This is a genomic window from Chitinophaga sp. YR627 (assembly GCF_900114995.1).
Taxonomy (GTDB): Bacteria; Bacteroidota; Bacteroidia; order Chitinophagales; family Chitinophagaceae; genus Chitinophaga.
Genome location: NZ_FOUX01000008.1, coordinates 137,560 through 161,709 on the forward strand (window position 1 = coordinate 137,560; position 24,150 = coordinate 161,709).

13 protein-coding genes are annotated in these 24,150 nt (G+C 45.9%); 9 read left to right on the top strand and 4 right to left on the bottom strand.

Going from position 1 to position 24,150, the window contains the following annotated elements; translation table 11 throughout:
• Window positions 1–140 precede the first annotated feature (140 nt).
• From BMZ72_RS34730 to BMZ72_RS34755, 6 genes are all read left to right on the top strand, one after another.
• Window positions 141–3,494, top strand: a complete 3,354-nt coding sequence (locus tag BMZ72_RS34730; protein ID WP_089815897.1) for a TonB-dependent receptor — start codon at window positions 141–143, stop codon at window positions 3,492–3,494.
• 21 nt (window positions 3,495–3,515) lie between these two features.
• Window positions 3,516–5,057 carry a RagB/SusD family nutrient uptake outer membrane protein gene (locus BMZ72_RS34735; protein ID WP_089815899.1) on the top strand — a complete coding sequence of 514 codons (1,542 nt, stop codon included), beginning with the start codon at window positions 3,516–3,518 and terminating at the stop codon, window positions 5,055–5,057.
• A gap of 44 nt (window positions 5,058–5,101) precedes the next feature.
• Window positions 5,102–5,959 (top strand): hypothetical protein, encoded by an 858-nt coding sequence (locus BMZ72_RS34740; RefSeq protein ID WP_089815902.1) that lies wholly within the window; start codon window positions 5,102–5,104, stop codon window positions 5,957–5,959.
• Window positions 5,960–6,138: 179 nt separating this feature from the next.
• A complete protein-coding gene (locus BMZ72_RS34745) occupies window positions 6,139–6,999 on the top strand; it encodes a glycoside hydrolase family 16 protein (protein WP_089815904.1) in 861 nt (286 codons plus the stop codon).
• Window positions 6,996–8,453: a glycoside hydrolase family 30 protein gene (locus tag BMZ72_RS34750; protein WP_089815906.1), complete on the top strand. Its 1,458-nt coding sequence runs from the start codon at window positions 6,996–6,998 to the stop codon at window positions 8,451–8,453. Before BMZ72_RS34745 ends, BMZ72_RS34750 begins: the two co-directional genes overlap by 4 nt.
• A gap of 22 nt (window positions 8,454–8,475) precedes the next feature.
• Window positions 8,476–9,933, top strand: coding sequence for a glycoside hydrolase family 30 protein (locus BMZ72_RS34755; RefSeq protein ID WP_089815908.1), 1,458 nt, complete (start codon window positions 8,476–8,478; stop codon window positions 9,931–9,933).
• 159 nt (window positions 9,934–10,092) lie between these two features.
• On the opposite strand, the gene BMZ72_RS34760 is transcribed toward BMZ72_RS34755, so the two are convergent.
• The 4 genes from BMZ72_RS34760 to BMZ72_RS34775 form a co-directional block, all read right to left on the bottom strand.
• On the bottom strand, window positions 10,093–11,724 hold the full coding sequence (locus tag BMZ72_RS34760) for a RagB/SusD family nutrient uptake outer membrane protein (RefSeq protein WP_177223029.1): 1,632 nt from the start codon (window positions 11,722–11,724) through the stop codon (window positions 10,093–10,095).
• 26 nt (window positions 11,725–11,750) lie between these two features.
• On the bottom strand, window positions 11,751–15,047 hold the full coding sequence (locus BMZ72_RS34765; RefSeq protein ID WP_089815912.1) for a SusC/RagA family TonB-linked outer membrane protein: 3,297 nt from the start codon (window positions 15,045–15,047) through the stop codon (window positions 11,751–11,753).
• 265 nt (window positions 15,048–15,312) lie between these two features.
• Entirely contained in the window at window positions 15,313–16,497 is a 1,185-nt protein-coding gene (locus BMZ72_RS34770; RefSeq protein WP_089815914.1) for a FecR family protein, read from the bottom strand.
• Window positions 16,498–16,650: 153 nt separating this feature from the next.
• The gene (locus BMZ72_RS34775) at window positions 16,651–17,208 is read right to left on the bottom strand and encodes an RNA polymerase sigma factor (protein ID WP_177223030.1); all 558 of its coding nucleotides are present in this window, start codon (window positions 17,206–17,208) and stop codon (window positions 16,651–16,653) included.
• 316 nt (window positions 17,209–17,524) lie between these two features.
• Here BMZ72_RS34775 and BMZ72_RS34780 point away from each other — a divergent pair, with 316 nt between their 5' ends.
• The 3 genes from BMZ72_RS34780 (at window position 17,525) to BMZ72_RS34790 (ending at window position 24,093) form a co-directional block, all read left to right on the top strand.
• On the top strand, window positions 17,525–18,496 hold the full coding sequence (locus BMZ72_RS34780) for a glycoside hydrolase family 43 protein (RefSeq protein ID WP_089815918.1): 972 nt from the start codon (window positions 17,525–17,527) through the stop codon (window positions 18,494–18,496).
• An 891-nt stretch (window positions 18,497–19,387) separates the two neighbouring features.
• Window positions 19,388–22,498, top strand: coding sequence for a SusC/RagA family TonB-linked outer membrane protein (locus tag BMZ72_RS34785; protein ID WP_089815920.1), 3,111 nt, complete (start codon window positions 19,388–19,390; stop codon window positions 22,496–22,498).
• Window positions 22,499–22,503: 5 nt separating this feature from the next.
• A complete protein-coding gene (locus BMZ72_RS34790) occupies window positions 22,504–24,093 on the top strand; it encodes a SusD/RagB family nutrient-binding outer membrane lipoprotein (protein WP_177223031.1) in 1,590 nt (529 codons plus the stop codon).
• Window positions 24,094–24,150 lie beyond the last annotated feature (57 nt).

Genomic DNA, 24,150 nt, shown 5'->3' on the forward strand with positions numbered 1-24,150 from the left:
GTCGGGGCATCCTGAAAACCACGTCACGTTATTAACTATTGATCTTCTAAATTCCCAAACACTACAAAAGTATGCAATTAAACTTTAGTGGTAGGACTTTCCGTACCCGGAAAAATCTATCAACCAAAATTGTCACCGTTATGAAACTGACCACCTTTTTGTTGCTAGTGGCATGTCTACAGATCAGCGCAAAAGGAGTATCTCAGCAAATCTCTATATCAGAAAAGAAGGCTCCCCTGAAAAAAGTCCTTCGTCAGGTGGCCCGTCAGGCAGGAATTTCCATAGTTTATGATGAAACATTGCTCGCAACAGCCAATCCTGTAACTATTGATATAAAAAATGCATCCGTTCAGGAGGCACTTGAGATTTGTCTGGATAATCAGCCTTTCGATTATTCTATAGACGGCACCCGCATCATTGTAAAAAGCCTGCCTGCTGGTCATAAAGCAGCAGCAGATACTATCATCACTGTTACAGGCCGTGTCGTGGACGAAAAAGGAGAACCTGTACCCGGAGTAAGTGTACGTGTAAAAGACGGTACAACCGGTACAGCTACAGATGGTAATGGTAGATTCACCTTAAAAGCACCCTCCAACGGTACACTGGTATTCAGTGCACTGAGTTTCACACCCTATACACAGGCTGTTGGTAACGGCAACCTGAATATCAGACTGAAAAGCGCTGAAACTGCACTGACCGAAACAGTTGTGGTAGGTTATGGCGTACAGAAGAAAAGTGTTGTAACTGGTGCGATCTCCAGCGTAAAAGCTGCTGATCTCGAAAACCAGCCGATCACCCGTGTGGAAAGCGCCCTCCAGGGTAGAACTTCCGGTGTGACGATCGCTTCCAGCTCAGGACAGCCAGGTTCTGGTTCTGCCGTGAGAGTGAGAGGTTTGACGACCTTCAATAATAACGATCCGCTGTGGGTAGTAGATGGAGTGGTAGTTGATAATGGCGGTATAGGTTACCTGAACCAGTATGATATCGAATCTATCGAGGTACTGAAAGATGCGGCATCTCAGGCGATCTATGGTGCCCGTGCTGCTGCCGGTGTTATCCTGGTAACTACCAAAAAAGGTAAAGCAGGTACCCTGAAAGTAAATTACAATGGTTACTATGGTACTTCTGCTCCTGCACGTAAACTGAAACTGCTGGACGCTACACAATATGCTACGCTCAGAAATGAAGCTGCAAAAGCTGGTGGAGATGCTTCTCTGCCATATGCTGATCCTCAGTCATACGGTAAAGGCACTGACTGGCAGGACCAGATCTTCAATAGCAGCGCAAAACGCCAGAACCATGAAGTAAGCATCAGCGGCGGTAACGACAGATCTACTTTCTATTCTTCTTTCGGTTATCTGAAACAGGATGGTATCGTGGCTACTGACATCTCCAAATATGAGCGTGTAAACTTCCGTCTGAACTCTACTCACAAACTGTCCCAGTGGGTAACCTTTGGTCAGAATGTGGGTTATGCTTACGATAAATCCATCGGTCTTGGTAATACAAACAGTGAATTCGGTGGTCCGCTGGCTTCTGCCATCAACCTCGATCCAATCACTCCGGTGATCGTAACTGATCCGAACGAAGCGGCTAACTATGACCCAAGAACACCAACTGATGGTAACGGTCACTATTATGGTGTTTCCAGAGCACTTGCACAGGAAATCACTAACCCGCTGGCTTATATCAAAACCCGCCTTGGCAACTATGGCTGGTCACATAATATCGTAGGTAACGCCTACCTGGAAGTATCTCCAATCAAAGGACTGAAATTACGTTCAACCCTTGGTTCCAAGATCTCCTTCTGGGGAAGTGAGTCATTTACCCCTATATCTTACCTTAATCCTTCTACTATTTCTTCCCGTACCAACTTTAACCGTAGCTCTAACTCCGGTTACAACTGGAACCTGGAGAATACCATCTCTTATACCAGAGCGTTCGACAAACATAATGTTACTGTATTAGCAGGTCAGGGTGCCTACCAGGACAACCATAGCCGTGCACTGAACGTAACCTACTGGGATTTACCTGTTACCAATTTCAAAGACGCGTCTCTTAACTATAACGTAGCGCAGGATCAGAGAAATGCAGGTGGTAGCGAAAACCCGGATCACAGAATTTCTTCCCTGTTTGCACGTGTGAACTACACTTATGATGAAAAGTACCTGGCAGAAGCGATCGTTCGTCGTGATGGTTCTTCCCGCTTTGGTTCTAACAACAAATATGGTGTGTTCCCATCCTTCTCACTGGGTTGGGTAGCTTCCCGTGAAAACTTCTGGGCAGACAATCAGATCGTAAACTTCCTGAAATTCCGTGGTGGTTACGGTGTGGTTGGTAACGACAACATCGGTGACTTCGCTTACCTGTCCACTATCGGTGGCGGTCGTAACTATAGCTTCGGTACAGGAGATACATACCTGATCGGTTACAGCCCTAACGCTCCATCCAACCCGGATCTGAAATGGGAATCTACCAGCCAGACCAACATTGGTTTTGAAGCAACTGTTATCAAAGATATCACTGTATCCTTCGACTGGTATAAAAAAGCAACAAGAGACATCCTCCAGAACCCACGTATTCCACTGTATGTAGGTGCGATCTCTAACCCTGCGGCTAACGTAGCGGATATGGAAAATACCGGTGTGGAACTGGAACTGGGTTACCGGAAGAAATTAGGAGAGTTCGACTTCTCTGTAAATGGTAACGTTTCTTATCTGAAAAATAAAGTAACCAACCTGGGTCGTGGTATTCAGTATCTGTCTGGTGGACAGACCCTGCAATCTACCAGCTATCCTATCACACGTACAGCTATCGGACAGCCATTTAACGCCTTCTACGGTTTTAAAACAAATGGCATCTTCCAGAATCAGCAGGAAGTTGATGCATACGTAGGTAAAGATGGTAAAAAACTCCAGCCAAATGCAGTTCCTGGTGATTTCCGCTGGGTAGATGTAAATGGTGACGGACAACTGACTGACGAAGGTGACCGTACTTTCCTGGGCAATCCTACTCCAAGCTGGACATATGGTTTCACCCTGAACTCTGGCTATAAAGGTTTTGACCTGGTATTATTTGTACAGGGTGCAGCCGGTAACAAGATCTTCCAGGGCTTACGCCGTCTGGATATCGGTGCAGCAAACTGGCAGACCAAAGCACTGGGCCGCTGGACAGGCGAAGGTTCTTCCAATGATTACCCACGTTTAACTACAAAAGACAACAACAGAAACTTCACGAACCCTTCAGATTTCTATCTGGAAGATGGCAGCTACTGCAGAATCAAATCCCTGCAACTTGGTTACTCCCTGCCTTCTTCACTCTTAAAGAAAGCGCATATCGAGCGATTCCGCGTGTATGTAATGAGCGAAAACCTGCTGACACTGACCAAATACACTGGTTATGATCCAGAGATCGGTGGTGGCGTATTTAGTATCGACAGAGGTATCTATCCTCAGGCACGCTCATTCATGTTAGGTGTAAATGCAACTTTCTAATTATTAAAAGCTGATTACAAAATGAAAACAAGACAAATTCCATATATCATCGCAATGGCCCTTGGTTTACAACTGGCCAGCGGTTGCCGCGATAGCTTTCTCGAAGTAAAACCAAAAGGTACTGACCTGGAGGCCAACTATTACCGTAACGCAACAGAAGCTTTTAATGGTTTGATTGCAGTATATGATGTAGTAGGCTGGCAGGGTGGTGGTTATGTCACCAAAGTAGGCGCACTGGATGCTGGTTCTGACGACCATCTGGCCGGCGGTGGTGGTCCTAACGACGTGTCTGCCTTCCAGGTATTCACCAACTACACCATGACCCCTGCACAGGGTCCACAGGAAGAACTGTGGAAAAAAGGTTATGCAGGGATCTTCCGCGCGAATACCCTGCTGAACAAGCTGCCTGGTATCCCTATGGATGAAAATCTGAAGAAACGTTTTGAAGCAGAGTGTAAATTCCTGCGTGCGTTCTTCTATTTTGACCTGGTACGTTTATTCAAGAACATTCCGCTGCTGACTGCACCTGTATCCACTTCGGAAATGTATAATGTGCTGCAGGCGCCTCCGGCTGATGTATACAACCAGATCATCGAAGATCTGAAAGCAGCGATCGCTGAAACCAATTTCCCTGATCAGGTACCTGTAGGTTCTGAAGGTGGCCGTGCCACCAGAGGTGCTGCACATGCACTGTTAGGCAAAGTTTACCTGTGGCAGGAGAGATGGGCTGAATCCGCAGCAGAATTTGCTGAGGTAAATGGCGCTACGCCAGGTCAGACCAGTGCGAAATATGGTTACAAACTGATGGATAATTTTGAAGACCTCTGGAAATTCAGCACTAATAAATTCAATTCTGAGTCTATCCTGGAGGCGGCTTACAGCTCTAATTCAGGTGGTAACTGGGATTGCGTTGCATGTACTGAAGGTAACGTGCTGAACATCATGGTAGGCCCAAGAGGTTATAAAACACTGAAACCAACTGCTCCGGATATGGTTTCCGGCTGGAGCTTCCTGGTAGTAACTAAAAGTCTGTACGATGCGCTGCATGGCGATCCACGCTTTAACTCAACCATCCTGGATATGGATAGCCTGAAAGCTGCTGGTATTGCAGATTATGCACCGGGTCATGATAATACCGGTTATTTCCTGAACAAATTTGCTGCTAAAATCGGCGATCAGTCCAAAGGACCTGGTAACAAAGAGCTGAACTATCCACAGAATCTGTATGAGATCCGTCTGGCAGATACCTATCTGATGGAAGCAGAAGCACTGGTTAAATCTGGTCAGAGCGGCGCTACAGGTACACGTGCATATGCACTGCTGAATGCGGTACGCAGTCGTGTAGGACTGAATCCGATCGAGGCTACTGACGACAACATCTTTAAAGAAAGACGTCTTGAACTGGCTGGTGAAGGTCATCGCTGGTTTGACCTGGTACGTACCAAGAGAGCTGTTGCTGCATTGGGCGGCCGTGGTTTCGTTGCCGGTAAAAACGAGATTCTGCCTATTCCATTACTGGAAATGGAGAACACGAAGATTGAGCAGAGCTCAGAATGGAAATAATCAAGGGGTACGAACAGCATTCATGACTTAACAAACAGCAACAAATGAACTTTCACTATATCAGAAATACACGTACTATCGCAATGGCAGCTCTGCTGGCCGGCGCTGTTTCTGCCTGCACGCCTGAGTCATCCGACAAAGGGCTGGGGCCTTTACCTACCGCCAGTTTTAACGCAGAACCACTGGCAGGAAATGCAAATAAAATCGTTGTATCAAACACTACTCCGGGTGGATTCCTCTTTGAATACAGCGATGATAACGGACACAAATCTACCCGCGAAAGAGATACACTCAGCTATTTTCAGAAAGGGGAATATACGATCCAGTTCACGGTTTTCACCAGCGGCGGTTTTGCTAAAGCGGTGAAGAAAGTAACCATTGCACAAAATGCGCAGACCCGCGATATCCTGAAAGGTGGTGATATGGAAACAGGTAGTGAACAGTTCTGGACGCTACTGAATACAGGGGGGACACAAACCGCTATTAAAATCGAAAATGGCGCAATGCATTTTGATAATACCGGTGATTCTAACGGCGCCATCTATCAGAAAGTAAGCGTGGTAGCTGGTAAGTCATATATATTCTCTGCAAAGGTAAGCGGCAATGGCGCCAGCAATTCCTGGTTTGAGATATACATTGACACAGCAGTTCCCAAGCAGGGTTCTGACTACAGCGGAAACAAATACATTTCCCTGAATACCTGGTCTGGCTGCGGCGCTGTGAAATTTGCAGGCGACCTCGCGACTATCGGTTGTGATGGTACCGGTAAGAACAAAAACGGTGTTATGTCGTTTACTAAAACAGGAGATATCTATATCGTTGTTAAAGCTGGTAGTGCCGGTGGTACACTGGGTACTGGTGGTGTTGTATTCGACGATGTAAAGTTCCTGGAAGAAATATAGTTTAACCAATAGTTAGGAATTAAGAATCAGGAATTAAGAATATCATGTGCACAGCTTTTAATTAATACATGATTTAGTTAAAAGTCTGTTGCTCATAAGGTTGACATAAATTATCTATGGCTGACCAGTTCTTGATTGCTGATTCTTAATTCCTAATTTTTTTAAAATCATTTGCGCTTATGAAAAGACTGAAATATCTCCCTTTTGTTCTGTTGGGCATAGCTATACTTTCCTGCTCAGGAAAAGGAGATGGTGGTGGAAGCTCACCTGATCCTGTTACGCCACAGGGCCCTGTTGATAAAGGCTGGACATTTGAAACAACTCCCGTATGGGCGGATGAATTTGATTACACCGGATTGCCGGATAATACCAAATGGGGATATGACCTCGGTGGTGGCGGATGGGGAAACAATGAACTGGAGTATTATACTAACAGTCCTGATAACGCATCTGTAGCAAATGGCAAACTGACCATAACTGCCAGAAAAGAAGCAAAAGAGAACCGTAACTATACTTCTGCCCGCCTGGTAACCAGGGGGAAGGGTGACTTTCTGTACGGCCGCTTTGAGATCAAGGCAAAGCTGCCTGCCGGTAAAGGAACCTGGCCCGCTATCTGGATGTTGCCTACCGACTGGGCATATGGCGACTGGCCTAAATCAGGTGAGATCGATATTATGGAACATGTGGGATATGATCCGGATGTAATCCATATTACTACACATACAGAGGCCTATTATTTCAAAATAGGTACACAGAAAACGGCTGTAAAGAAAATAGCGAACGCTACCACGGATTATCATTTATATCGCGTGGACTGGACGCCTTATGCCATTACCGGATATATTGACAACCAGTTAATCTTCAAGTTCGTAAATGAAGGAAAAGGATATACCGTGTGGCCTTTCGACAAGAAATTCCATCTGTTGCTCAACATCGCTGTTGGCGGTGACTGGGGCGGCGCACAAGGTATGGATGATTCTATTTATCCCGTTACCATGGATGTTGATTATGTCCGTGTTTATAAAATGATCGAAAAATGATATTCCACTATAAAACCCGTATCAGCCTGACGGCTTTGCTGCTGTCCGGTGTGATCGCTTTTGCCAGCTGTAAGGATAATGGTACCGAAACCCCTGTCAGACCTGTTGATCCAACTGTAGAAAAAGACTCTACTGATGTGTTGATGTGGCTGACCAAAGGAGACCGATCTGTGCTCCTGAAGCAACAGAAAGTTAACCTGCTTTTTAAGGATACGCTGAATGTATATCCTACCATTAAAGTAGATGCTTCTCAAACATACCAGTCAATAGATGGCTTTGGTTACTGTCTGACCGACGGTAGCGCCATGCTGATCAATACACTGCCAGCTGATGCACAGGATGCATTGCTGAAAGAATTATTCCTGCCTGATACAGCGCATCTGGGTGTGAGCTACCTGCGCGTGAGCATTGGCGCCTCCGATCTGAGTGTGGCGCCCTTTACCTACAATGATCTGCCGGCCGGACAAACGGACGTGGACATGACTAAATTCAGCATAGAGAAGGAAAGAAAAGACCTGTTGCCTATTCTGAAGAAAGTAGTGGCCCTGTCTCCCAATATTAAAATACTGGGTTCCCCCTGGTCGGCTCCTTCCTGGATGAAGACAAATAACGCCTCTAAAGGCGGTAGTCTGAAACCAGAATATTATGCCGCCTATGCCAGATATTTTGTGAAATATATCCAGGCAATGAAGGCGGAAGGCATTACCATCGATGCCATCACTCCACAGAATGAACCTTTGCATGGTGGTAACAATCCAAGCATGGTGATGCAGGCCAATGAACAGGCTGATTTCGTTAAGAATCATCTGGGACCAGCCTTTAAAGCTGCCGGTCTGACCACCAAAATCATCGTGTATGATCATAATGCGGATAAACCGGAATACCCTGCTGCTATCCTGGGTGACGCTGCTGCCTATCCTTATGTGGATGGCTCGGCTTTCCATCTCTATGGTGGCAGTATCACGGCACTGACACAGTTGCATGATGCTTATCCGGAGAAGAATATCTATTTCACTGAACAGTGGGTAGGTGGTCCTGGTAATTTCGGTAATGATCTTCAATGGCATGTAAGTACCCTGATCGTTGGCGCTACCCGTAACTGGAGCCGTAATGTACTGGAGTGGAACCTGGCTGCTGACGCTAATTATGGTCCGCATACAGATGGTGGTTGTACTACCTGCCTGGGAGCTTTGACAATTGGTTCAGGAGTAATTCGTAACGTTGCATATTATATCATCGGACATGCCTCTAAATTTGTACGTCCGGGTGCTGTCAGGATCGCTTCTAATATCACCAGTCAGCTGGACAACGTGGCATTCAGAACACCTGATGGTAAGACTGCACTGATCGTGGTGAATAGTGGGTCTACTCCACAGACGTTCAATATCCAGTATAACGGGAAAATCGTAACTACTTCCCTGACGAATGGAGCAGTAGCTACATATATCTGGTAACATTATAATTCAGTATTCATAGATGAGAAAGTATGCTTTGATGGGCCTTTTGCTGGTAGCATATACCGGTTATGCAAAAAGTGAGGCCCTGAGTAACAGGAAGGATTCCACCCTCCGCAAAGGTGTGACGGTTTACACAACAGCCGAGAATACCAAACTGCGTTTGTCAGAAACAGCTACACTGTCTTTTGCCCCCATGAAGCAGCCGCTGGAAACAGAGGTCTGCATCTTTGTAGATCCTGCCAAAAGTTTCCAGACACTGACTGGTATCGGTGGCGCCCTGACAGATGCTTCTGCGGAAGTATGGGCAAAACTGCCAAAAGAAAAACAACAGGAATTGCTGAAGGCGTATTACGATCCGGTGAATGGTATCGGTTATACTTTGGCAAGGACCAATATTCAGAGCTGCGATTTCTCCAGTGGTTCTTACAGCTATGTAAAGGAGAATGACAGCCTGTTAAAAACATTTAGTATTGAACATGACCAGCAGTATCGCATTCCTTTTATTAAGGCGGTGATAGGTGCTGCCGGTGGAAAGATACCATTGTATGTTAGTCCATGGAGCCCTCCGGCCTGGATGAAGGACAACAACGACATGCTGCATGGCGGTAGACTGTTAGCAAAGTACTACCAGTCATGGGCCAACTTCTACGTGAAGTTTATCAAAGCTTATGAGGCACAGGGTATTCCTGTATGGGGCCTGACCGTACAGAATGAACCAATGGCTGTACAGAAATGGGAATCCTGTAATTATAGCGCTGAAGAGGAGAGAGATTTTATCAAGCGTTATCTCGGGCCTACCTTACAGAAACAGGGTATGGCTGCTAAAAAACTGATCGCATGGGATCACAACCGCGATCAGGTATATCAGCGCGCCAGCACTATCTTAGAGGATCCTGCTGCTGCAAAGTATGTATGGGGTATCGGTTACCACTGGTATGAAACATGGACCGGCAGCAATATGATGTTTGACAACGTACGTCGTGTGGCAGAAACATTCCCGGGTAAGAACCTTGTATTTACAGAAGGCTGTGTAGAGTCTTTCAAATACAACCGTATCAATGAATGGTTCCTTGGAGAGCGCTATGGTCTTTCTCTGGTGAATGATTTCAACAATGGTACTGTTGCCTGGACTGACTGGAACATCCTGCTGGATGAGAATGGTGGTCCTAATCACGTAGGTAACTTCTGTTTTGCACCTGTGCATGCAGATACAAAGACCGGAGAACTGATCTACACAAATGCTTATTACTACCTGGGGCATTTTTCCAAATTCATCCGTCCGGGTGCTAAGCGTGTAATCGCTTCTTCTAACAGAACGGATCTGCAAACGACTGCATTTATCAACAAAGATGGTAAACTGGCAGTTGTGGTACTGAACCTGTCTGATAAGGAGATCCCTTATAAACTGTGGATAAAAGGAGCCGCAGCAGCTGCAAACAGTCTGCCGCATTCCATTGCCACCCTGATCGTTGACTAACTAGTGGACAACATCATACATACAAAAGGCCCGCCAACTGGCGGGCCTTTTTTCATCACTCTTTGTTCCAGTCAGTTATTCTTCAACTCAACTGATGGTTTCCGTTTAAACTAAACTTCACTTTTGACAATCCTAACGTCCAAGCGTTATATCGGGTAACTATTGTGCATCCCACCACAGTCTGGTAGCGCCATTGTCTGGTCCGTTCAGCAGCGTAATCGCTTTCTGTACTTCTGCATTATTGGTGTTATACTCGTTCTGTGGGAAAGGTAAACGTCTGATCTGTGTAGCTGAGCTGATCACACCACCGCTGAAGTTATTCACAACAGGGAACAGTTTTGGATAACCGGTACGGCGGAATTCAGTCCATGCCTCCTGTCCTTCAGGGAACATCGCGATCCATTTCTGGGTGCTGATACGTTCTCTTTTTACAGCTTCCAGTGCTGCATCATCCCATTTCACAGTGATCTCAGAAGGAGCTGGCGCATTGGCTGCGCTGTTCTTCGGATCTGTGAATCCAGCTGGTTTGTGGGTATTGTCGCTCAGGTAAGAACCTGCGTTTACACCCCACTGCGCCATGGAAGTGGTGATACCATTTTCATACAGGGTCTGTACAGATCCACCTGCATTTGCCCATCCATTGAGGGAAGCTTCTGCTCTCAGGAAATATACTTCGGCAGCAGTCATGATCTGTGTCGGAGTGGTCAGAGAGAAGGAAGGAGTACCGTTTGCCACATTCAGGTTGGAGTAACCGGTATAGTCGCCTTTAGCAGCGCTACCGCCTACAGAACCGATGCGGATACCCTGGTATCTGGAAGCGAAGGTGGTATCGGTAGATTTATCGAAATATTTGCTGATACGTGGATCCTGATAACCATCCATGTAGCTGATGATAGAAGCACCGATACGGATATCAGCCCAGTTCAGTGCGATAAACACCAGTGGGTTGCTGAAACCGGAACCGGGGATCTTCACTTTCATGTTGCCGCTATTATCAGTGATCACACCACCATTGGCAGGGTCCATTGCTTTTTCAGCTTCTTGTTTTGCCAGTGCAGGAGCAGCTTTTACGATGTGCATAGCGAGACGCAGACGTAAGCTATTTGCAAATTGCAACCATTTTGTAAAGTCGCCATCGTATACAAGGTCGAAACGCGAGAAAGAGAATGGCAGTGGTTTATTTACACCATTGATCTGATCACGCAGATTGGTAGAAGCGCTGTCAAGTTCAAGGAAGAAACGTTTGTATATATCTTCCTGGCTATCGTAAGGAATATTGCTCTTGTCAGAACCTGCTTTGCTATACGGAACAGGACCGTAGATATCGGTAACACGACTCATACCGGTTACCTGCAGTATCTGAGCAACGGCCCATACTGCAGGATATTCGGTGTTCACTCCATTTACACGCAGTCTGTTAACGGAAGACATGATATTCAGGTAACCTACCTTGAATGGTTCGCCGTTCCAGCCGCTGATAAGGGAGTAGGAGAGGTTGTTTTGTCCGCCGTTAAATGGGTTCGGCGACATAAAGTAACCTGAATAGCAGTCTGCATTCAGATTTTGTTGTAACTGATAAGAGTTTGGATCACCACCATCAGAGAAGTTGATAATGGAGCGCTGTGCCCTTGTAAGGAATGCGCCGATGTCGTTAAAATCTCCTTTCAGATCATCCGGGCTGATGCCGGTATTATCTGTGTTATATAATTCGTAGTTCTTGGTACATGCGCTGGCGCCGAGCAATACTGCCGCTGCGATCACCCACATGCTTTTTTTATAGTAGCGTTTCATTTTTTTCATTTTAGTGGCAACAATGATTAGAAGGTAGCATTCAGGCTCAGACCGTAGTTACGGGTTGCTGGCGGCATGAAGATATCCACACCGGACAGACCGTTAGCAGTTGACATGGTCAGCTCAGGATCGAATGGCGCCTTCTTGGAGAAGTACAGCAGGTTACGACCTGTCAGTGACAATTTCAGTGCTCTTACGAAGCTGGTTCCTTTTACCGGAATGGTATAACCCAGGGCTACTTCACGCAGACGTACGGTTGTAGCGCTGTAGATGTATTCGCCGGAAGCAGCTTCACGACCACCTACAGTTGAATACCATTTCTGTGCATCCACCTTAGAAACAGCGTTGCCGTTAGGGTCTACACCATTTACTGCAACTCCGCCTGCATCACGGGCATCACCGGTTGCTTTGGATACGCCATACTGGTCCATTACAGACTGTGTGATAGACATTACCTTACCGCCGAATTTACCATCGATGAGGAAGGACAGGGTGAAGTCTTTATATTCCAGGTTGTTGTTCCAGCCAAGCTGCCACCTGGTGTTGGAGTTACCCAGATATACGAAGTCACCACCCTGTTTGATAGGGTTACCATTAGCATCGATCATTACACGGCCCTGCGCATCGCGCTGTAATACGGTACCGTAAATGTCACCGAAGGAGCCACCCACCTTGAACTTGGATACATAGTTAGAACCGGAAGCGCCGCTGAGTGTAAACTCGTCTGCGTTTGGAGACAGTTCTTTGATCCTGTTCTGGTTAGTAGCAAAGTTGAGACCTGTAGACCATTTCAGTTTGCTGTTACGCAAAACTTCGTATCGTACAACCGCTTCCACACCCTGGTTCTGTATGTTACCTGCGTTGATGAAGTAGTAATCATAGTAAGCACCCTGTGGAGAACGGATCTGTAATGTCTGATTTTTAGTGTTTGTCTTGTAGTAGGTCAGATCAGCACTCAGTCTGTTGTCAAAGAAACGCCATTCAGTACCGAATTCCAGTGAGTTGGTCTTTTCAGGTTTCAGATCCGTGAATGGTGCGGATGGGTTGATGCTGAAGCCACCACCTGCGCTGAATGTATACACAGCAGGATTAGACTGATAAGCCAGCGGAGAGTTACCCACCTGTGCGAAGGAACCACGAACTTTTGCAAAGCTGATGAATTCAGGCAGTTTCGCTACGGAGCTCAGGATCACGTTCAGACCTACGGAAGGGTAGAAATAAGAACCTGATGGTGTGAATGCCAGATTGGAAGCCCAGTCATTACGTGCAGTCAGGTCTAAATAAGCCCAGTCTTTATAAGAGATGTTGGCACTACCGAACACAGACTGTACCTGGCTATGGTTTTCCTGCAGGGTACCTGTATTCAGTGGATTGATCGCTTTAAAGTTCTGCAGCACGAAGATGTTCGGGATGTTCAGACCATCCTGACCAGAGTTGTATTTATCACCTTTGGTCACTACGTCTCTGATGCTACCGCCCAGTACACCTGTGATACGGATCTTATCGCCGATCGGGATGTTAAAGTTCGCAAGTACGTCACCATATTGCTGACTGGTAGTGGTGTTGCTATAGATATACACACCATTTGCAGGAGACAATGTGGTTACTGTACCGGCATATACTTTCTGCTCGTATACGTCGTTGATACGGTCAATGCTTCCACGGCCCTGGATATTCAGCCATTTGTTGACTTCGTATTTCAGGCTGGCGTTCAGCAGTAAACGGTTACGATCGAGCGAGTTCGGGTTGCGGTTGACAATCCACCATGGGTTCTGCTGAATGTCTTCGTTGAAAGCCCAGTTCTGCGTCGCCAGACGTCTTGCCGGATCGAATACTTCGAAACCATTTTTATATGGTGCGAGATCTTTACCGCGAGGGAAAAGATAGAGACCTGTCAGCGGATTGAAATAGAAACCACTCAGCGGAGTGTTGTCTATTGTCTGCGTGATATAGTTTACATCTGCTTCAGCAGTCAGTTTATCATTCAGGAAATGACCTGTTTCTTTGAAGCTGATGTTGTTACGGGACAGTTTATTCTTAGGCTCGATACCTTTTGCGGTGGTATTCGCATAAGAGAAGTATGTCTGCATTTTATCAGTACCACCGGAGAGGCTGATAGAGTTGGTCAGGTTATTACCTGTCTGGAAGAAGGAACCGAGGTTGTCCTGTGCGCCACCTGCCAGTTTGCTACCCCAGCTCTGTGTGCTGGTAGCGGTAGACTGACCGTAGGTATTCTGGAATTCAGGTTTGTAGGCAACGGTATTCAGTTGCAGACTGGAAGAGAAGTTTACAACGGTACGACCGGCTTTACCACTTTTTGTAGTTACCAGTACCACACCGTTTGCACCCTGGCTACCATACAGCGCAGCTGCGGAAGCACCTTTCAGTACGGATACGCTTTCGATATCGTCCGGGTTCAGGTTGGAGATCGGGTCACCGCCATCGTAGGAACTGCTGCCACCATATGAGCTGTTAGGCTGGGAGGTCAGGGAGTTGTTCATCGGCACACCATCGATCACATATAAAGCCTGGTTGCTACCAAGACCGGATTTAGCACCACGCAGGATCACCTTTGCAGAACCACCTACACCGGAAGAGCTGGAAGAGATGTTCAGACCGGCTACTTTACCGTTCAGGGTGTTCATCAGGTTGGGATCTTTTGCTTTGGTCAGTTCGACACCGCTCACCTGCTGGGTCGCATAGGTGATGGATTTTTCTGATCTTTTCACACCCAGCGCTGTTACCACGACTGTGTTCAGTTGTTTGTTAGACTCCTGTAGTACTACCTGCAGGGAGGTTTGTGTACCTACCGGTACTTCCTTTTTGTCATAACCTACATAGTTGAACACCAGTACGTCGGTGCTTTCTACCTGGATGGAGAAGTGACCTTTTGCATCGGTCAGTACACCACGGGTAGTGCCTTTTACCTGGATGGCAACATTAGGCAAAGGCTGGCCTGCACCATCCACCACAGTACCTTCAACCTGAGCAGCAGGTTGTTCAGCTGTGACAGCTGCTTCTTTCCGGTCTGCTCTGGGACGGATGACAATGATCTTGTCGGTGATAGTATAAGAAAGCGGCTTGTTTTTCAGACAGTTGTCTAATACAGCTGCAATGCTGGCGCCTTTTAAGTTAATATCTATAGTACCTGTACCATTCAGCATTTTCTCATCATATACAAACTCGTAGCCCGTTTGCTTACTGATGCTGTTGAATATGTCGTAAAGGGCGAGGTGTCTGCCTGTAATGGTAACAGATTGTGAATAAGACCTGGCGCTCAGGTTGAGCGAAAATACCAGGGTTAGAATAGCAGTTAATTTCATAACTAACAATAATTTTCTATGCAGGAAGCCTCCCTTCGGAAAGGCCTTGCAGGTCTCGCGTAGTTCCATACTTTTGTGTTCTTGGCTTAATAATCGATTTTCAAAAACGTTAAGGAAATTGGTAGCCATTTTGTACCGGGTTCCGATGGCAGTCGGAATCCGGTTTTTTCTACCGGGAATTTGACAGACGTTAATTTCTTACGTGGTCATAACTGGAAAAAGATTTTAGTTTTTACATAATGCGGTTCCCTTCTCTCAGAAGGTTTTACCGTTGTCCCCAGGGTCGTACGGTTACATTGTTTCCGCTGACCTCAAATTGTACCCTTTGAGTCGCTTCCAGCGCGGTCAGTAAATTGCCGGCTTCTTCTCTCCGGGATAGTACGCCCGTCAGGTCGATATCAGACACATCTCCCTGGTAGCTCACCTGGATGTCATACCAGCGCGACAGCTGTCGCATAATGGTCCGGATATTCGTATTCCTGAAGCGGAACTTACCCTCTTTCCAGGCAAGTGTCTGTTCCATATCAGCAGGAGAGACCACAAAATGATCGTCTTTTGCTGACAGGCTGGCCTGAAGGCCTGGTTTCAGTAAACTGGCGTCGTTGCCGTGTTTTAATTGCACGGCGCCTTCCACCAGGGTCGTTTTGATGGCCTGTTCGTCGTGATAGGCCATTATATTGAAACTGGTGCCCAAAACGTTCACCTGTACTTCGTTCACTTTCACCTGGAAAGGCTTGTCTGCCTGCTGCATGATCTCGAAGTAAGCCTCTCCGGTAATTTCTACGGTCCTGTCGTTACCCGTAAAGGCCGTCGGGAACCTGATACTGCTGGCGGCATTCAACCATACGCGGCTACCATCGGCCAGTGTCAGCTGGTATTGACCGCCATGTGGCGTTACTACCGTGTTATACATCACTTTTTCTCCTGCGGCGTTTCCGTTATAACTAAGTCTGCCGTTGGTATTTGTGATCTGCATATTACCCTGTTGCGCCAGTGCGCCGTTTTTTGCGCTGTCCAGTGGTATAACCGTACCATCGGCCAGGGTCAGCATCGCTTTATTAGATCCCGGCAACAGTGGCTTTTGTTTCACAGCTACTACCGGAGCCACCTGTTTGTCCGTCCGGGATATATAATATACCCCTGTGGCGATCATACCCGCTAATACAGCCGCAGCCAGGGAGCGATATACCAGTCTTCTGGTTTTTACAACCCTCAGGCGACGGCGTTGGGCCATCCCTTCGCTGAAAATACCTTCCAGCATTGCGGCAGACTGCCCTTCATCCCAGCCCATATCGGGCGTTTCGCTGTATAATGTGTCCATTATATCAGCTTTGATGGCAGCAGTATAGGCGTCATCCTGCACGGCCTGCATTAACTGCAGGTGTTCCTCCGGGGTGATCTCACGACGTTTATACTTCTCTAGCAATCGCTTTATCTCAGGTATTGTCATAAACGATAGTTTGGCACTGGTTGATAGATATAAAGACGATCGTCAAAACCGAAAGGAGTATTCCGTTGAAAAATTTTTCTGAATTGGTTTTCAGTAGATTAGGTAAGAGCGGGGATTTTATTTTCGGGATTTTCCGGGAAAAAGGGGAGAAGGTCAGATATGCAGCTGCTGTTTCACAAAGCTTCTGACAGTTTGTACGGCCAGTTGCATCTGTTTTTTGACAGTGTGGATGGAAATGTTCATTTTATGGGAGATCTCTTCATTGCTCAGGCCTTCTTTACGGGCGATATAGACCTTTTTACGTTCAGGGGGAAGGCTGGATACCGCTTTGTTCAACAGGTGGTCGTACTGGTGCTCCTGGAGGCGATGATCGGTATCTGCAATGGCGGCAGGCTGTAACTGAATGAAGCTATCCAGTGCTTTCAGGAGGTTAGCTTGCTTTTTGAAATTGTCATATATATGATTACGGGTGAGAATGAAGAGGTAACCGGTGAGGTCTTCCACATCGGACATAGCTTCCCTTTTCAGCCATATTTTCAGAAAAACCTCCTGTACGGCCTCCCGGGCCGGTGTGGTGTCTTTCAGATAAAGCATGGCCACATTGAACACTTGTTTACTGTAATGATTAAATACAAGTGTATATGCAGACTCGTCACCCCTGGCTATCTGCCTTAATAATTCCTGCTCCTCTGGTAAGGATGAATATGACAATTTCCTATCGTTTGAATGCTGCGGTAAAAGTAGGAACAAAAAATGATATCGAAACTGTCCGATGTGATGAGCGTATTGGCAGAATAGCGGTTTTCGATTGACTATTTGCGGATATATTATCCAATAGTATTATTTGTCTGGTCTGGTTGCCGGGGCTGACTGGTCTATCGCTGTAAATTCTATTAAAATGTTGTTTATTAAATAGTTAGTGTGTGTTTTAACGCCAGAAACGGGTGCTTTAGCCAGAGAATGCCGGGCAAAGTATACAACCTGGATGGTCAATTATTATATTGTGCTTCAAACTGGAAATTATATTATGAGAAAGGTCTTAACATTGTTATTACTGGCAGCCGCTGCCACTTTACCCGCAGCCGCTCAAAAAACGTCTGGTAACCCTATCGTGCAGGGATGGTATGCTGATCCTGAAGCAGTTATATGGGGTAAAGAGTATTGGGTATATCCTACATTTTCTGACAAATATGAGAAACAGGTGTTTTTTGATGCCTTTTCTTCCCGGGACCTGATCAAATGGACCAAACATCCGCATATCCTGGATACAGCAGCCGTAAAATGGGCTAAAAAGGCGATGTGGGCTCCAGCCATTGTAAAGAAAGACAGTAAATACTACTTCTTCTTTGCCGCCAATGATATCCAGAGTGATAATGAAGAAGGTGGTATCGGTGTGGCAGTAGCCGATAAACCAGGTGGTCCTTATAAAGATCATATCGGTAAACCCCTGATCGACAAATTTTACAATAAGGCACAACCGATCGACCAGTTCGTGTTTCATGACAAAGACGGACAATACTATATTATATATGGTGGATGGCGTCATTGTAATATCGCAAAACTGAATGATGACTTCAAAGGATTCACACCTTTTGAAGACGGTAATACCTTTAAAGAGATAACGCCTGCTGGTTATGTGGAAGGACCTTTTATGTTCATCCGCAACGGTAAATATTACTTTATGTGGTCAGAAGGTGGCTGGGGCGGTCCGGAGTATTCTGTTGCCTATGCGATCGCTGATTCTCCGGTAGGTCCTTTTAAACGTATCGGTAAGATCCTTCAGGCTGATACTGCTGTAGCAACCAGCGCAGGTCATCATTCCGTAGTAAACGTACCGGGAACAGACCGTTGGTATATCATTTATCACAGACGTCCGCTGACAGAAACTGCTGCTAACAACCGCGTAACATGTATTGACGAAATGCATTTTGACGAGAATGGGCTGATCGTTCCTGTGAAGATCACAAAAGAGGGTGTTAAAGCAGATAAACTGAAATAAAGTGTCACATATACAGGCTATACGGTCTGTTGAATAAGTGTATAAAAGACGCTGTCACCGAATGGGTCGACAGCGTCTTTTTTTTGATAAAATAATATTAGTAATCGTTTACCTTGAAACCCTTTGCTATTCAATAGCTAAAACGGTTTACATACAACCAAAAAGTGTTAAAATAGTATTTGGTGATGCGCGCAAATGGTTATAATTATGTACAACGCAATTGTTATTGTACGAAACGTTAAAATTAAGTACATTCATTGTGTTAAATAATAGTGAACAAAAGAGACAGTGAACAAAAACGTTAACTACGAGCGTGAACTACGAGAGAACGTAAGCGGTAATTAGTTATGAAATTCGCGGTTTGACAACCGTCCATGTATAGAAACTTGTCATTTATCGATTTTTTGGAACAAACAGTAACAGTGAATTGTATTACTCGTAAGAGTATAGAGCGACTTTGGATCAATAAACTATTGAACAGCTAACTATTTGAACTTTTTTTCTTTCTGCAATCAAATCAAATAAACCAAAATCGGATTTGCAAACGGGAAGTTAGAACAATGAACAATTATTAATCATCTCAAATTTCTACTGAGTTTACAGCTATCTGCCTGCTATGTAAGGCATAAATAATGTGTTTGAAAGATAATAAGTGTCTTTTTAACATAGTAGGTAGGTAGCGTTGTGAAAAACATAAGAGAGACCAAAATTCAGCAACAATGAAAGTGTAAACAGTGCTATGAACTAGCATAAGGGGGAAGTATTTTTTCTACAACCAAATTTTTTAACTGACCGAACAATGAAAGGAAACAATGTCGCACGGCGACCAGCGCTTCTATGCCCACAAGTGTCTGTCACTTGTTTATTCTCTAACCAAAAACTAAATCGATAATGAGACATCTACATTTGCTGTTTGTTGCAATGCTTCTTTCCACGGTAGCATTGGCTCAGACAAGGCAGTTGCAGGGAACTGTCAAAGATTCTAAATCCGGTGCTCCACTGGGTTCTGTAAGTATTAAGGTGCAGGGGAAGAACATCTTTGCAATCACCGGTGCGGATGGCGCATTCACACTAAAGAATGCTCCTGAGGGAGAAATTACGCTTGAAACATCACTGATAGGTTATACTTCAAAGGGAATTAAAGTTGCTGCCGGTCAGACTACTGTCGACCTGACCATGGAAGAATCTTCTTCTCAGTTAGGAGAAGTAACAGTAACGGCTTTGGGTATTTCCAAAGAATCCAAAAAACTCGGTTACTCTGTCACCAAAGTGGATGGTGCTTCACTTACACAGGCGCGTGAAACCAACGTCGCTTACTCACTCGGTGGCCGTGTGGCTGGTCTGAGTGTTAGTGGTACAAACGGTGGTCCTGGTTCTTCTGCACGCGTGCTGTTAAGAGGTATGGCCAGCTTTGGCGCCAGCAGCCCGCTCTATGTTATCAACGGTGTACCGATGGATAACTCTCAGAGAGGTGCAGCAGGTGAGTGGGGTGGTTCCGATAACGGTGATGGTATCTCCAACATCAACCCGGATGATATCGAAAGCATGACCGTACTGAAAGGTGCGTCTGCATCTGCATTGTATGGTACTCGTGCTACAAACGGGGTGATCCTCATCACTACCAAGAGTGGTAAGAAAGGTTCCATGCAGGTGGAATATAACATGAACTACACACTGGATAAAGCGATAGACTTTACAGAGTTTCAATATGAATATGGTCAGGGACAGCATGGTGCAAAACCTGCTAACGCAACAGACGCACTGGCCAGTAGCCGTCTAAGCTGGGGTTCAAAACTGGATGGAACCATGACGCCGCAGTTCAATGGTAACTCATACGCTTATTCCGCTGTAGATGATAATATCAGCCGTTTCTACAGAACAGGTCCGACCTTTACCAATACAATAGCCGTATCCAGTGGTGGTGACAAAGGTACCTTCCGTGTATCTGCTTCCAGCATGGATAACCACTCCGTTTTGAGGAACAGTGGTCTGAAACGTAAAACTTTCAACCTGAATCTGGATCAGAACCTGACCAGCAAACTGAAAGTGAGCGCTATGGTAAACTATATCGATGACCGCTCCCAGAACCGTCCTCAGTTGAGTGATGGTCCGCTGAATGCGAACAACGGTGTCTTCCTGGCTACAAACATCAATGAAGATCTGCTGAAACCGGGTTATAATCCTGATAACAACGGCCGTGAGATCGTATGGACGGATGATAACTATGTAACCAACCCCTGGTTTGTGGTAAATCAGTATATCAATAACATCGACAGAAGACGCTGGATCTCTGCGCTGACTGTCCGCTACGATTTCTTTGACTTCTTATATGCACAGGGACGTGTTGGTTATGATAATATCAACGACCGCAAATTCAAGGTAACGCCATGGGGAACTGCTTACTCTACAAGCACACTGCCAAATGGTACAACGGTGAGTGGTGACCTGGACCTGCGTAATGAGCAATCCACTGAGTTCAACGCGGATGGTCTGATCGGCTTTAAGAAGAACATCGTGGAAGACCTGCAGGTGGATGTGGCTGTCGGTGGTAATCTTCGTAAAAGAACCTGGGAAATGGTAGGTGTAGCTGGTAACCAGTATATCATTCCTTATGTATATTCTTACAGCAACGTCACCAACTTTAGCAGAAACTATGACTATGAGTCAAGAGAATCACAGTCTGCCTATTACACTGCTGACTTCTCCTATAAAGGTTTCCTGACCATCGGAACAACCGGTCGTTATGATGTGTATTCTACGCTGCCTTCTGATAACAGAAGCATCTTTGTGCCATCCGTATCAGGTAGCTTTATTTTTTCTGAGCTGCTGAACATTCCGAAATTGACCTACGGTAAGTTACGTGCGTCTTATGCGAATGCGAGCGGTGAACCGGTAGATGCCTATATCACCAAGTCTTACTACAATGTAGGAAGTACAATTGGCGGCGTCAGCACAGGTGATTTCTCTTCCACACTGCCTAACCTGTTCCTGAAACCATTTACGCTGAAAGAAGCGGAAGTTGGTCTGGAACTGAAATTCTTCAATAACAGACTGGGAGTTGATCTCGCTTACTTCCACCGTAAGACGAAGAATGAGATCATCCAGGGTACCATCTCTCCGGCAACTGGTTATGAAAAGGCCTACTTCCCAACCGGTTCTACACAGAACACTGGTTTTGAAGCACAGATCAATGGTACGATCGTATCCAGCTCCAGTTTCACCTGGAATGCTTCTGTGAACGGTACTTACATCAAGAACAAGATCCTGGATATTTATGGTGATAACAGTAGCAGTACTATCCTGACACTGGGTACTTACCGTCCGCTGAATGCCAACACAGCGCTTGTAAAAGGTTTGGCTGGTCCACAGATCCTTGCATACGATTTCAAACGTAACAGTAAAGGTGAAGTGCTGCTGGATAATTCCGGTCTGCCGATCAACGATGGTGTACTGCGTCCAATGGGTAGCGTACTGCCTAAGTTCTTTGGTGGTATCAATAACGATTTCTCCTTTAAAGGCTTCAACCTGTCATTCCTGATCGATGGCAAGTTTGGTGCGAAGATCCTGTCTGCTACAAAAGACTACGCGGTGTTCCGTGGTCTGGATAAATCAACGCTGGAAGGCAGGGAAGGTGGTATCGTAGTTGACGGTATCATTGAAAGCACCGGACAAAAAAATACAACAAGAGTAGATGCGCAGTCCTATTACCAGGCATATGCGAATAAGATCTCCAAAAACAGTGTACTGGATGCAGACTTCATAAAACTGCGTCAGCTGACATTTGGTTATACACTGGGTAGTAAAGTAATGGGTAAAACACCATTCGAATCTATCGGTATATCGCTGGTTGCGCGTAATCTGCTTACGCTCATGCGCAAATCTGACAACATAGACCCAGAATCCGGATTTTCTTCACTCATCAACTACGCAGGTATTGAAGGTACCAGTTTACCAAGTACCCGTACGTATGGTGTGAATGTGAACGTAAAATTTAAAAAATAATGAACATGAAAAAAGGTCTGCTATATATAACACTGGGTCTGACACTGTTTTCGACAGGTTGTACCCATGACTTTGATGAGATCAACTCCGACCCTGTTGCTGTGGATGGTTCCAAATATAATGCGAACCTGCTGTTGGCAAAATCTCAGTATCAGTATGCTAATACAGGGTATGCACAATTGCTGTTCCAGAGTATGTGGGCGCAGTTGTTATCTTCTACTTATAACTACTATAGTAATGGGGATAAGTACGTGGCATCCTCTGGTATCATTGGTTATCAGAACCAGCTGTGGAATGATGATTATAAAGGTGCCAGCTTTGCCTATGAAATGGTATCCCTGGCTAATGAGAAGGGCCTGACCAACCTGGCAGCCGCCGGTACGATCATGAGAATACTGCTTATACAGCATATTACGGATTGTTATGGTGATGTGCCTTATTCTGAGGCCCTGAAAGGTAAGACCGGATCATTTACGCCGGCGTATGATACACAGGAGTCAATCTACACTTCTATGCTGGCAGAACTGGAAACTGCTATCAATGCGTTTGATCCGGCTGCTGATAAGCTGACTTCAGATCTGTTCTACGGTGGTGACATCGCTAAATGGAAAAGGTTCGGTTATTCACTGATGCTGCGTTCTGCTATGCGTATTGTAAAGGCTAATCCTACACTGGCCCGTCAGTATGCTGAAAAAGCAGCCGCAGGCGGTACGTTTGCAGGTATCTCTGATAATGCGGTTTGTCCTACGGATAACTCTACCGGTAATGGTAACGGTACAAGCGGCGCCCTGCTGGTGGTAGAAGATTACAGAGAGGTAAAATGGTCTAAACCACTGATCGACTATCTGAAAGCAAATAACGACCCTCGTTTGAATGTTGCCTCTGAGGTACCTCCGGTTGGTCTGAAAGATGGCACGAACAGCGCGCTGCCGGGGAATAAAACCCCTGGTGTACAGGTAGGTATGCCAAATGGTTATGACCTGGCAGGTGGTACGACAGACATTACCAAAAGATCTGATTATCCTGGCAGCACTGGTACAGGTAGTGATGTATATCCACTGGGTAAATATTCCCGTCCGACTACCGCTGTTTATCTTGGCCGTAGTGCACCAGAATTTGTACTGACTTACGCTGAGACAGAATTGTTGCTGGCAGAAGCGGCTGTACGTGGATGGACCGTAACAGGGTCTGCTGCCACGCACTATGCCAATGGAGTATCCGCTGCCTTACAGTCACTGGCTACTTTCAGTTCTGCCGCAGCTATTTCTGCAGCTACAGCTGATGCCTATGCAACTGCTCATCCGCTGGATGTAAGTTCTACTGCTGCATCAATGAAACAGATCAATGAACAATACTGGGCCACAAATGGTTTATTATTTAACTTCATTGAAGCCTGGACAAACTGGAGAAGATCCGGTTATCCAGTTCTGACTCCGGTTAACTATATAGGTAACTTCACCGGTGGTACCATACCAAGGAGAATTGCTTATCAGTCAACCGAGGGGTCAACCAATCCTGTTAATTACGCAGCTGCCGTAGGCCGCCTGCAGGGAGGTGATACCTATACTGCAAGGATATGGTGGGATGCACAGTAATATAACTATTGAACTTATGCTAATGCGACCCTCAGTGGTCGCATTAGCTTTTATCCT